This is a genomic window from Roseomonas genomospecies 6, assembly GCF_008365375.1.
GTDB lineage: Bacteria > Pseudomonadota > Alphaproteobacteria > Azospirillales > Azospirillaceae > Azospirillum.
Genome location: NZ_QOKW01000026.1, coordinates 78,058 through 91,774 on the forward strand (window position 1 = coordinate 78,058; position 13,717 = coordinate 91,774).

The 13,717-nt window shown below is 70.8% G+C and carries 2 protein-coding genes and 1 pseudogene; 2 read left to right on the plus strand and 1 reads right to left on the minus strand.

From position 1 onward, the window contains the following. Positions 1-12 precede the first annotated feature (12 nt). Both DS843_RS24685 and DS843_RS24690 read left to right on the plus strand, forming a co-directional pair. On the plus strand, positions 13-5,133 hold the full coding sequence (locus DS843_RS24685) for a DEAD/DEAH box helicase (protein WP_149471484.1): 5,121 nt from the start codon (positions 13-15) through the stop codon (positions 5,131-5,133). Positions 5,134-5,362: 229 nt separating this feature from the next. Next, a pseudogene (locus tag DS843_RS24690) lies at positions 5,363-5,925 on the plus strand (transposase). A gap of 57 nt (positions 5,926-5,982) precedes the next feature. Here the strand turns inward: DS843_RS24690 and DS843_RS24695 are convergent. Then, positions 5,983-13,717, minus strand: a 7,735-nt coding sequence (locus tag DS843_RS24695; RefSeq protein WP_149471485.1) for an Ig-like domain-containing protein, incomplete at its 5' end; no start/stop codon positions are given.

The following is a 13,717-nucleotide window of genomic DNA, read 5'->3' on the forward strand; positions in this document are numbered from 1 at the left end:
AGAGTCCGCCGCATGTCCTTCGACGTCTTCGCCCTGCGCCAGCGGGTCGTCTCCGAATACCAGTCCTATGTGAGAAGCTTCGTCCATATCCTGGACGGCCGGATCAGGGCGCATGTCGAAAACGCCCTGGATCAGGGGGATTTGTGGCCGGATGCGGTGCTCCAGCTCAACCCCGCCTACGTGCCCGGCCCCACCCTGGCCGAGCTTGCCGATCAGGGGCTGATCCTGGCTGAGACCGCCCGCTTCTTCGGTCCCGGCCTGCGGCTGCATCGTCACCAGGAGGAGGCGCTGCGCGTGGCCGCGCGGGGAGAATCCTACGTCGTGTCGACGGGAACCGGGTCGGGCAAGAGCCTGACCTACCTGATCCCCATCGTCGACCGCATCTTCCGCAACGGGCCGGAGCGGGCGTCGGTGCGCGCCATCATCGTCTATCCGATGAACGCGCTGATCAACAGCCAGCTCGACGCGCTCGCCCGATTCCGCGACGGCTATGGGCCGGGCTGTCCCATCCGCTTCGGCCAGCACACCGGCCAGATTGATCGGGAGGCCCGCAACGCCCTGCTGAACGATCCGCCGCACATCCTTCTCACCAACTACGTCATGCTCGAATACATGATGATCCGCCCGAACGAGCGGACCCTGGTGGACAGTGCGACGCGCGAGCTGGAGATGGTCGCGATGGACGAACTGCACGTCTATCGCGGGCGCCAGGGGGCGGACGTGGCGATGCTGATGCGGCGCCTGCGCCAGCGTGCCGGACGTGGCGGCTTCCTGCATGCCGGCACCTCGGCGACGCTCGTGTCGGGCGGCAGCCGGGCGGAACGGCTGGACCGCATCGCGGAGGTCGGCAGCCGGCTGTTCGGGGTGCCCGTCCGCCCGGACAACGTCATCGACGAAACGCTGCGCCGGATCGCCGCCGTTCCGGTTCCGACCGGCCGCGCGGCGTTGCGCGCGGCGGTGGAGATGCCTCCCCCGGCCGCGACGGCCGAAGCGGTGTCGCATCACCCGCTCGCCGCCTGGGCCGAGCAGACCTTCGGCATCGTCGAGGAAGAGGGGCGGCTGGTGCGCCGGAGCCCCGTCGCCTTCGACGAGGGGCTGCGCCGGCTGGCCGAGGAAACCGGGCTTGGCGAGGCGCTGTGCCGCGAACGCCTGCGCGCCGTGTTGGACATCGGCAACGCCGCCCGTCTGCCGACCGGCGAGCCGGTCTTCGCCTTCCGCCTGCACCAGTTCCTGGCCTCCGGCGGCAGCGTCTACGCCACGCTGGAGACGCCCGAGCGCCGCACCCTCGGCACCGAGGGACAGGCCTTCGCCCCTGGAACCGGTGACCGCCCGATGTTCCCGCTCGCCTTCTGCCGGGAATGCGGACAGGAATACTACATGGCCTCGCTGATCCAGGACGGGCCTCTCCCCGGCACCCGGCTGGTGCCCCGCTCCCCGCTGCTCGGCACGCCGGACGACGAGAATCCGGGCGTGCCCGGCTACCTCGCCATCGAGCATGACGGGATGTGGAGCGACGACGAGGATTTGCCGGACGTCTGGCTGGAACACAAGCGCGGCGGCTGGCAGATCAAGGCGCGTTATGTGGACCATCGTCCGGTCTTGCTGCGCACCGGTCCCGATGGCCGGCTCGATCCCGGGGAAAGCGGCGGCCCAGAGGGCGACGGCGAGGGTGGCAAGCTTGCCGCGTGGTGGCAACCCAAACCCTTCATGCTGTGCCTGCGTTGCCGCGCGTCCTACGACCTGCGCGAGAAGCGGGATTTCCGCAAGCTGGTCACGCTCAGCCAGACCGGCCGTTCCACCGCCACCACCATCACCGGCGTCGCCGCCATACTGGGGTTGCGCGCCAGCCCGGACGTGCCGGCGGACGCGCGCAAGCTGTTGAGCTTCACCGACAACCGGCAAGACGCCTCGCTCCAGGCCGGACACCTGAACGATTTCATCCAGGTCGTCCAACTCCGCGGGGCGCTGTGCACCGTGCTGGGGCAAGCGGGGGAAATCAGGCACGACACGATCGGCGACGCCGTGTTCGGGGCCCTGAAGCTGCGTCCCGACCATTTCATGAAGGACCCGGTGGCCGCCGGTCCCGGCTACAACCGCGCGGCCGACGCCATGCGGGAGCTGCTGGCCTACCGTGCCTTCGAGGATTTGGCGCGGGCATGGCGCGTGGCGCAGCCGAACCTGGAGCAGTGCGGGCTGCTGCGGATCGACTACGACGGGTTGGCGGAATTCGCGGCGGACGACCGGCGGTGGGCGGGCGCACCCGTCATCGCCGCCGCCCGGCCGGAACGGCGGGAAGCGGTCCTGCGCGCCATCCTGGACCATCTGCGCAGCGAACTGGCACTGGACGCCGACGCGTTGAAGGAGGAGCACCTGCGCGCGCTCGTCCGCCGCGTGTCCCACACCATCGCCGATCCCTGGGCCTTCGACGAACTGGACCGGCCGCGCACCGCGACCATCGCCCTGCTGCCGGACCGGAGGCCCGAGGGGGCCGACGCGTTCGGGCCGGTGCTGAGCCTCGGGCCCCGTTCCACCGTCGGGCGTTACCTGCGGTCGCGGCGGACCTGGGACCTGGACGAGAACCTGACGCAGGAGGAGGGGCAGGAGCTTGTCCATGCCATCGTCAAAGCCCTGCGCAAGCAGTTCCTGACGGTCGAGGAGCGTGGCGGCGCCCCTTACGGCGTTCGGCTGAAGGTGGATGCCCTGATCTGGCGGCCGGGAATCGGGCAGCCGCTGCCGCCCGATCCGGTCCGCTCCCGCTCGTTGCACCTGCGCCGTCGCGACCTCGCCGCCCCGGCGCCGAACGCCTATTTCACCAAGCTCTATCGTGAACTGGCCGGGGCGATGGCCGGCCTGCACGGCCACGAGCACACCGGGCAGGTCCCCCAGAACCTGCGCGTCGAGCGGGAGGAGCGGTTCAAGGACGGCTCGCTTCCGATCCTGTTCTGCTCGCCCACCATGGAACTGGGCGTGGACATCCGGGATCTGGGCGTGGTGCACATGCGCAACGTACCCCCGACCCCGGCCAACTACGCCCAGCGCAGCGGCCGTGCCGGGCGCGGCGGGCGGCCGGCACTGGTTCTGGCCTTTGCCCAGTACGGCAACGACCACGACCAATACTACTTCCGCCGACGGGGGGAGATGATCGCCGGGGCGGTCGCCGCACCCCGGCTGGATTTGACCAACCGGGACCTCGTCCAGGCGCACCTCCATTCCATCTGGATGGCGGCCAATCATTTGAAGCTGGACGGCTCGATCGCCGACGTCCTCGACCTCGACAACCCGGCCCTGCCGATCAAGGCGGACATCGCCGCCGACGTGGAGCGCTGCGCTGGCACCATCGGTCGGACCCTGCAGGCGTTCCGGGACGTCGTCGGCACCCTGGATGCGCCGGAGACGCCGTCCTGGCTGAACGGCGACTGGCTTCGGTCGGTCGCCCAGGGCGCGCCGAAGATGTTCGACGATGCCTTCGACCGCTGGCGCGAGCTGTACCGCGCCGCCGTTGCCCAGCGCGACGCGGCGCGCCGTCTGGGCGACAGGACCCGCATCAAGGAGGAAAGGCAAAGGGCCGACCAGCGCGAGCGGGAGGCGAAGCGGGAAATCGCCCTGCTCTGCAACCAGGGAAGCGGCGTTGACTCCGAATTCTACACCTACCGCTATCTTGCGAACGAGGGGTTCATCCCCGGCTACAACTTTCCGCGCCTTCCACTGCGCGCGCTCGCGTCGGTGTCGGGCGAGAGCCACGTCATCGTGCGGCCTCGCTTCCTGGGACTTGCCGAATTCGGCCCCGGCAATCTGATCTATCACGAGGGGCGCAAGCATCGCATCGCCCAGTGCCTGCTTCCGCCCGGCGGGATCGAAGGGGCACTGACCCGCGCCAAGCTGTGCGGGGTTTGCGGCTATGTCCACACCGGCCCCGAATGCGGGGACGATGCCTGCCGGCATTGCGGATCGGTGTTCGAGCGCGACGGCTACACCTATCCGCAGGCGCTGCTGCCGCAGCCCACCGTGCGGGCCCTGCGTTGGCACCGGATCTCGTCGGAAGAGGAGGAGCGGGTCCGGGAAGGCTATCGCATCACCACCCATTTCCGCCTGATCGACGGAGCCGTCCCCCGCACCGTCCGCCTTTCCGTGCCGGAAGGCCCGGTGCTTCTGGAGGCGCAGGCCTTTACCCAGGCCGAGCTTTGGCGGATCAATCATGGATGGCGCCGTTCGGCGTCCGAACATGGCTTCTCGGTTGAAACCTCCACCGGGCGCTGGCGGACGCGGGACGACGATGGGGCGGACGGTAACGAAGGGGCCACGCTGTCCGGCATCCGCCCTTATGTGACCGACACCCGCAATCTGCTGCTGCTGCGCCCGCTGCCGGGTGCGGACGTGGACGACGGCTTCCTGCTGACGCTCGCCTATGCGCTGCGCCGCGCGCTCCAGGTCCAGTTTCAGGTGGAGGAGCAGGAATTGTCGGTCGAACTGATTGGTGGCGGCCGTCATCGCCGTATCCTGCTGTGGGAAGCGGCGGAAGGCGGGATCGGCATCGCCGAACGCCTGGTCGATGCGCCGGAAGCCCTGGGAAGCGCCGCGCGCTTGGCGCTGGCGCTTTGCCACGCCGATCCGGACACCGGAATCGCCCGGCCCGATTGGGACAGCCGTTGTTCACGGGCGTGCTATCACTGCCTGATGAGCTATTCCAATCAATTGGACCACCGCTTCCTGGACCGGCGCCTGATCACGCCCTTCCTTTTCGAACTGACGCGCGCGACGGTGCAGACCGGCCCGTCCGGGCGTTCGCGGGAGGACCAGTACGCCTGGCTGTGCGAGCGGACCGACACCGCATCTCCTGCCGAACGGAGGCTGCTCGACCATCTGCACGCCAACGGACACATCCTGCCCGACTTCGCGCAGCATTGCCCGGCGGAGGAGGTCCCGGCACAGGCCGACTTCTTCTACCGGGCGCCCTCCGGCCCTGGCGCGTGCGTGTTCGTCGATGGTGACGCGCATCGGCGGCCCGAGCGGTCGGCCGAGGATCGCCGCATCCGCCGCATGCTTGAGGAGCGCGGCTTCCGGGTCATCGCCATTGACGCCGGTTGCCCTTTGGACGAGCAACTGGCGCGTTGGCCGGACGTGTTCGGTGCCTGACCGGCCTCCTGACGGACGCAACCGGAAAGGCGCCGGAATCGCTGACTGCCATCACCCGTAGAGTTCGCGGAACCACTCCGACATGGTGACCATCCGCAAACTTCTCGCCCTTGCAGAGGCCAAAATGGCCGGAAGCGCCTGGACTGGACCTTGGCGCATAAATTGGCGGGAGGTTGGCCGGGGCAGGATAGCGGGGTAGGAAAGCAGGGCTGCTGAAGCCGAACCAGCGATGCCGTACAAAGTGAATGAGAGGCGGCGCCACGAGATTCCGCGCGCCCGCTACCGGGTGGAGAATTGGGCGGCCTACGATGCGGCGCTGCGCCGGCGCGGTAACCTGACGATCTGGGTGACACCGGAGGCGATCGCCGCTTGGACACCGCCCAGGACGGGCCGACGCAGTCGGCCAGCGCGCTGCTCGGACGTGGCCATCGAAGCGGGCCTACGACGGCGAGCCCGTCTACCGCGCCGTGGCCGCCCACAGCCCCGAGGCGGAGGTGATCATCCCGCCGTGCTCCACCGCGGTGCCGAGCGACACAGCCGGGAGCGCCCCCAGCCAACGCGACCGTCATATCCAGAGGATCGCCGAGCGTGGACGGCAGGGCTGGCAGCGGGCGGTGCAGTACGGCCGCCGCTCCTTGGGCGAGGTGGCGATGATGCGCTACAAGCAATTGATCGGCCGTAGCCTCCGGGCTCGGAGTCTGCCGACCCAGAAAGTCGAGGCCGCCGTCGCTTGCAAGGTCATGAAACATCACGACCAGCTTTGGCATGCCCGTCTTGCGCAAGAGGGCCTGATAACCGCTGGCCGCGGTGGACTCCGCCCTCGCGCCGATTCGTGCGCCAAAGTCTCCGTCAGGCGAACCATTTGGCGACATCGCCGGTCTGGCCAATGATGGTGACGCTGACGCCCGGGCGCAGGTCGAGCACGGAGTTGCCGCTCACGACGCGCGCCGAAGCGATCACACTCCTGAGATCGAGCGTGGGATCGAACAGCGCCAGCCGGTCGGTGCCGGCGGTGAAGTCCATCACCACCACACCGCCGGACGAGCCGCCGAGAGCGAAGCAGTCCGCCCCCGCGCCGCCCCACGCCGTGTCGGCCCCTTGATCGAGGAACAGCAGGTCGTCCCCCGCCCCGCCGGACAGCAGGTCGTCCCCGGCGCCGCCGAACAGGGTGTCGTTGCCGTCCTCGCCGAACAGAGTATCGTTCCCCGCCCCGCCGTCGGCCAGATCATTGCCCGTCCCCAGAGCCAGGATGTCGGCGCCGCCGCCGCCGAACAGCGTGTCGGCGCCTTCCTGCCCGAACAGGGTGTCGTTGCCGTCGCCGCCGTCGGCGATGTCCGCACCTGCGCCGAGCGCCAGGACGTCGTCGCCCTCCTGCCCGAACAGCGCGTCGTTGCCGTCGCCGCCGAACAGGGTGTCGTTGCCGGTCCCGCCGAACAGCGCGTCGTCGCCGTCCTCGCCGATCAGGACGTCGTTGCCGGCACCGCCGCCCATGGTGTCCCGGCCGGCGCCGCCGCCCATCGTGTCGTTGTCGGTGCCGCCGTCCATCAGGTCGTCGCCGTCGCCGCCGTTCATCAGGTCGTCGCCGGCATCGCCGTACAGCGTGTCGTTGCCGAGCGTGCTCGCCACCGTGTCGTTGCCGCCGCCGCCCGACAGCAGGTCGTCGCCAGGGCCGAGGATCATCGACTGGCTGCTGGCGTCACCATAGACCACGTTGTTGCCAGCACCGCCGGTCAGAGTCGCCGAACCGATCACCGCGGCGAACTCCACCCGGTCGAGTTGGATGGTCAGCGGCCCGGCGGCACCGGTCGTGTCGATGACCAAAGCCGTCGGGGTGGTGGCCGTCTGCGTGGTTCCGGTGACATGCACCGCCGTCCCCGGCGTGCCGGGCGCGGTGAAGGCAAGCGTGCGCAGCAGGAGGGACGCCTGCTGCGGCAGCGCGTTCAGGAAGCTGGTGCCGCCGCCTTCCAGATCGGCGCGCGACGCCGATCCGGCCGCCGTGCGCGCCCCGATCTCGCGGATCAGGTCGGCCAGCGTCGAGGATGGCGCCCCGCGGTTCGTCGGGCCGCTCGCCGTCACGCCGACTCCGGTGGGCAGCCCGACCTGCAACGTGGTCGCCAGGGTGGTCGCGCCGCTGGTCGGGTCGGTCCGTGTTTCCTGGACCAGCGGGACATCGGCCAAACCGGCGTTCGCGGTGCCGGGATCGTCCGCGCGGCCATCGGTGGGCGCCTGGACGATCACCGTGCTGATGGATTTTCCGTTGGCCTGCGCGGCGGAGGTTTGGACCTGGGCACCGTCCACCAACACGCCCGCAGCCTTCGCCACGGTCGCCGCCGCGGCTGCCGAAGCGTTGCCCGCGGTGTCGGTCAGCGTGAGCGACAGGGTCAAGGTACCATCGGCCAAGGCGGAGACGTCGAGCCCGCCGACCGTGTTGCTGGCGGTGGCGACCGTTCCCGTCCCCGAGAGCGGGCTGCCGCCGCCCGAGGAGGAGAGCGTCCAGCGGTAAGTCGTCCCGACCTCCGCGCCGGAGAGGACGAAGCCGACGCTGGTCTGCTGGGCGCGGTCGATGGTGCCGCCCGTAAAGGCGACCGACGGCGTCGACGGGGCGAGGGTGTCGACGGTGACCGACAGGGCGGCGGACGGCGGGCTGGTGTTGCCCGCCGCGTCGGTTGCCCGCGCGGTAAAGGCGTGGGTGCCATCCGCCAGCGGCGCGGCACTGAGGTCGGCGATCCAGGCGCCGGACGCGTCGGCGGTGACCGTCGCCACCGCGGTCCCGGTGTCGGACAGGACGACGTGGCTGTTGGCCTCCGCGGTGCCGCGGATATAGAGCCGGTTATGGTTGGTGATGGTCAGCGGACGCGTACCGGCGGCATCGCCGCTGGCCGCGGTGATCGTCGGGCTGCCCGGCGGCGTACGGTCGACCAGTGGCAGGGTCAGGGTGCCGGTCGCCGGGGCGGTGGCGCCGTCGCTCACGCTCACCGCGACCGTCGCCGTGGCGGACGTGCCGCCGGTGATGCGCAGGTTGGCCAGGGTCGCGTTCACGTCGGCGACCGAGCCGGTGATCGTCACGGTGCCGTCGATGGCCGTCGCGACGGCTGCCTGCCCCGCCGCCGTGGCTCTCAGGGCCGCCTGCGTCGGGGTCAGCGTCACGGTCAGCGTGCCGCTGTCGGAATCGGCGACTTGTATGCCGGTCAACGCGGTGTTCAGGCCCTGGTCGAGGGTGACCGGCTGCGGAAGGGTCAGCGTCGGGGCGGCCAGCGTCACCGGGTCGACGATGGTCACCGCGATGGTCGTGTCGGCGTCGGTCGTCAGCGTGCCGAGATCGCTGGTCGTTACCCGGATCGTGCCGGAGGTCTGGCCCGCCGTGCCCGTGTAGGTCAGCGTCGCCAGCGTGGCCGCGATGTCCGCCTGCGTGCCGAGCAGGCGCCAGACCCCCGCGGATGGCTGCGTCAGCGTCAACGCGCCCTGCGCGGTCAGCGCCAGCGTGCCGCTGGTCGGGGTCAGCGTGACCTGCAACGTCGCGCTGTCGTAATCGCCGACCGACAGCCCCCTCACCGCGGTCGTCACGCCGGCGACCGCCGACAGGGTGGCAGGCACGGTCTGCTCCGGCGAGGACAGCACGCCGATGACCAGCAGGCTGTCGGTGTCGGGGGTCAGGGGCTGGTCGTCGGATGTCTGGAACTGGATCGACGCGCTGGTGACGTTGCGGGACGCGGTGAACTCCAGTTGCTGCAGCGTCCGGTTCACGTCGTCCAGCGTACCGGCCAGCCGGATCGTCCCGTTGCCGAGGTCGGTCGCCGTGGCGGCGCCATAGAGCGGCAGCGTGATGGTGCCGTTGGTCGGGGTCAGCACGACGGTCATGGTGCCACCGTCGGTGTCCGTGATCTCCAGCCCCAGCACCTCGGCGGCTTTGCCGGCGACCATGGTCGGGCTGCTCGGCAGCGTGTTGGCCGGCGGCGACTGGATGGCGAAGGACAGCGTGCCCGAGGCGTCGGGCGTTGTGGAGTCGTCGTCGGCCAGTGTCACCGCGACGCTGCCCGCCGTCTCCCCCCGGGCGCCGGTGAAGACCAGCGTGGCCAGGGTGGCGTTGACGTCGGCCACGCTGCCGCCGACCGTGACGGTGCCGTCGGCGGCCGTGCTGACGGTGGCCGGCCCGGCCAGGACGAGGCTGCCGTTGCCGGGGGTCAGGGTCGCCGTCACGGTGGCGCTGTCGCCATCGGCCACGCGGAGGCCGCTGACCGCCGCAGACGTCCCAGCCACCACGGTCTGGGCGGCCGGCAGGGTCAGCGTCGGGTTGATCGGGTCGTCGTTGCGGATGGTCCCGGAGGCCGACGCGGTTTCGATCGACGTCGCGGCGACGGACGGGTTGGACAGGGTGACGGTGAAGGTCTCGTCCGGCTCGATGTCCGTGTCGCCGGACACCTGGATGGTGATGGTCTTCGTCGTGTCGCCGTCCGCGAAGGCGACGGTGCCCGAAGGCATCGTCCCGCCGAAGTCGGCCGCGTTCAGCGTGCTGCCCCCCGATCCGTTGTTGGCCGCGACCGCCCAGTCGACCGTCAGCGCGCCGCCGGTGTTGCCGGCGCGGGTGACGGTGAAGGTGAAGGCCTTGGTGCCGGTGTCGCCTTCCCGCTTGTCGGCGTCGGTCGCGGCGATGGCGAGGCGCGACGGCACCACCACGGCCACCTGGGCGGTGCTGATCTGCTGCTGGAGGTTGGTGCCGGTGAAGGCGGTGACCGCGCCGGTCACGTCACCCGCGGCGGTGCCGCTGCGCAGTTCGGTGGCGGCCGTGCCCTGCGCCACCACCTGGGCCTGGGCCATCTGGGTCAGCCCGTCCAGGCCGCCGCTGTTGGTCGTGCCGGCGGTGATCACCGCGCCGTTCGAGGCGGCGATGACGTTGGCGGCCCCGCTCGTCACCGCGGCCAGCTTCGCGCTGTCCACGGCCCCGATCCGGGCTCCGGCGGCGGCCAGGATGGCGGCCAGGACGGTGGGGTTGGCCAAGTCGATCGTGCCGCCCGCGGGAAGGGCCTTGATCGCGTCGGCGATGGCGCCGACCAGCGCCCGCCCGATCACGCCGCTGGCCGGCGGCGTGCCGGTCACCGCCCCGGCGAGCACCGCGCTGCCCTGGACGATCACGTTGGCGACGCTGGACGCCGCCGCTTGCGTCTTCAGCGCGGTCGCAATGGTCGCGGCGTCCGCTCCCGTCGTGGTCACGGCCACGATGGGATCGTAGGTGAGCAGGTCGATCCCCGCGTCGAGGCCGAGCTTGGCCTTCAGCTCGGTCGCCGCCGCCGCGATCTCGGCGTCGGTCCCGGCGAGCCCCGCCATGCCCATGACGATGGTGGTCAGCGGCGTGATGACCGATGCCGCGCCCGGCGCCTCGTACACTCCGGTGAAGGCGAGGTTGGTCGAAATGTCGGTGCCGCCCACCATGACGATCGGGCCGGAACCACCCTGAATCGACCAGTTGCCCACCGCGTTTGTCGTCCCGGACGCCTCTCCGCTGTCGAGCTGGCCGTTGGCGTTGGCGTCGGCGAACACCGTGGCGCCGGCAATGTAGCCATCGATGGCGTGGCCGCCGCGGACGTTGACCAGCACTTTGCTGGTGGCCGGCGCCACGGTGCCGAAGCCGAGGCTGCTGACGGTGTTGCCGGCGCTGTCGAGGATCTGCGCGCCGTTCAGGTCGATGGAACCGGCCAGGGCGATGCCGTCGCTGTCCAGGTCGCCCGCGGCGACGGCGTAGCGGAAGACCAGCTTGCCCGACTCCGCGCGGACGAAGCCGGCATAGCGGGTCTGGGTCCCGATGGTCAACGCCAGCCGGGGGGAGCCGGTGCCCGCGACGCTGACCGCGTCGCTGAAGGCGACGGTGAAGTCCAGCGTGTCGCCGCGCGCCGCCAGATAGCGGCCGGGGGTCGGGCCGGTCACGTTGGTGATGGTGGCGGCGCGGTCGTCGTTGAGGATGGTGCCGAGCGCCGACGCGCTTTCCACCGTGATCTTGGCGCCCGCCACCGTGGTGGAGGGGGAGAACAGCAGGACGCGGAACTGCTCGTTGCCCTCCACCAGCCGGTCGCCGCTGACCGGGACGCTGACGGTCTTGCTGGTCTCGCCGGCGGCGAAGGTGATGGTGCCGCTGGGCAGCGTGCCGCCGAAATCGGACGCGTCGGCGAGGCTGCCGCTCAGGCCCCCACCGAGGCCGCCGGTGTCGACCTGCCATTTGACCGTGGTGCTGCCCGACGTGTCGCCGCGCCGGGTGATCGTGTAGGTCAGGGTGGTGGTGCCGCCGTTGCCCTCCGCAACGGACTGGCTGGACGGCGTGATCCCCAGCCACTGGACCGGGGTCAGGCTGATCGTCACCGCCCGGCTGACCAGGCTGGTCCCGTCGGAGACGGCATAGCTGAAGGCGCCGGCGGCCCCGGTGGCGCCGAAGGGCGGCGTGTAGACCACCGCGGCAAGCTGTTCCGGCGTCAGCGTGTCGCCGACGGCGATCGCCGTGCCGTCGTAGCGCTGGAGCGTCCCAACCGTGGGCAGGCCGGTGACGGAGATGGTCAGCGGGTCGCCTTCCGGATCGACCGGCTTGTCGATGGACAGGCCGACACGGCTGGAGTTCTGGTCGATGGCGACCTGCTTGGCCTCCTGCACGGCCGGGGCGGTGTTGGCGCCCCGCACGGTGATGGTCAGCGTCGCGGTGGAGGTCGCGCCGGCCCGGTCGGCGACGGTGTAGCTGACCGTTTCCTGCCGGGTCTGGCCATAGAGCAGTGTGGCGTAGGCGCCGGCCGGGTCGAAGCTGTAGCCGCCGTCGGCGTTCAGCGTCAGCTTGCCGCCGCCGGCCAGCGTGATGGCCTTGCCGACGCTGGCAGCGTCGCCGGCCACCGCGCTGACGACCAGTTGGTCGCCAACGTCGGGGTCGCTGTCGTTGGCGAGCACGCCCTGGGCCGCCGTCACCGTGACGGGAGTGCGCGTGTCGGTGCCGCCCGCGTCGTTCGCCGCGACCGGCGTGTCGTTGATATTGGCGATCTGGATGGTCAGCAGGTCCGAGGTCGCGGCGCCGGAGGAGTCGGTGGCGGTGATGCGCACCGTCCGGGTGCCGATGTCGGCGTTGCCCGGCGTGCCGGACAGCCGTCCGGTGGTTGCGTCGAAGCTGAGCCAGTTGGGCAGGGACGAGCCGTCGCCGCTGGCCGCGCTCAGGGTAAGGCTGTCGCCGGTGTCGGCGTCGGTGAAGGTGCCGGGCGCGACGGTGTAGGAGAAGGCCTGCCCCTGGTCGACGGAGCGGGTCCCGAGCGCCTGGGCCAGCAGCGGCGAATCGTTGACCGACAGCGCGCTGATGCTCGTGACGGTGTTCGTCACCGACGCGCCGTCGGCGTCGGTGACCGTGATGGTGAAGGCCGTCGCCTCCTGCCCACCCGGCGCTGTGCGGTTGGACGCCGGCTGGAAGTCGAGCAGCCGCAGCGCGGCCTGGGCCGCCGCCGCGGAGCCGGCGGTCAGGCGATAGGTGCCGGCGGCGGACTTGGTGAAGCCGCTGGCGGTCAGGCTGGCCTGGGTGAAGGCGCCGGTGGCATCGCCGACCGTGCCGACCGTGTCGCGCACCGTCACCTCGACGGTCTGGGCCTGGGCGGCCTCGGCGTCGGAAACCGTCAGAGCGGAGAAGGGCCGCCGGCTGGCCGTGTCGTCGACCGATTGGCCGGCCACGGCGCCGCCGATGACGGGGGCCGTGTTGCTGGGCGGACTCCGGGTGTCAATGGCGTAGCCGGCCGAGGTCGCCGCACCCGCCGGGGCATTGCCGGCGGCATCGCTCCAGCCCGTGGCAACGGTGATCCGGCTGTCGGCAGAGACGGTCTCCGCGGTCGGTGTCAGCGTGGCAGTGTAGATCAGCCCATTGCTGCCGGGCAGGACGGACAGGTTCGACAGCGTGCCGTTCGGCGTGGTGACGGCTGCGGCGGAGAAGCCGACCGGCGCTTCGCTGAAGGTGAAGGTGACGGTCGCCGTCTCTCCCACCCCGAGCGTCGTCTTGCTCAGCACGATGGCGACGGACGGCGCTCCCGTGTCGATGGTCACCGTCAGCGCGGTCGACGCTGAGGACGTATTGCCGGCCGTGTCGATCACCTTGGCGGTCAGGCTGTGCGCGCCATCGGCCAGCGAGGCCGCAGTGACGGTCCATGCGCCGGGAGCGGAAGCCGTCGCCGTGCCCACAGCGGTGGCGCCTTCATACAGCACCACCGTGCCCGCTTCGGCCACGCTGCCTGTGATGACCGGGCTCGTGACGCTGGTCAGCGTGTCCGCTGTCGAGCCGCTGTTTGACGATGCCGACAGGGCGAGCCCCGAAGGAGTGGCCGCCGTGGTATCAATGGTCACCGTCAGTGCAGCGGAGGCAGGCGAGGTGTTGTGCGCCGTGTCGGTCACCGTGACGGTCACCGTGTGCGCGCCATCGGCCAGCGAAGCGGCGGCAATGGTCCAGGTTCCGGCTGTGGCCACGGTCGCCGTGCCGAGCGCCGTAGCACCTTCATAAAGGATCACGGTGCCGGCCTCGGCCACGCTCCCCGTGATGACCGGTGCCGCGACGCTGGTCAGAGTGTCGCTCGTGGAGCCGCTGTTC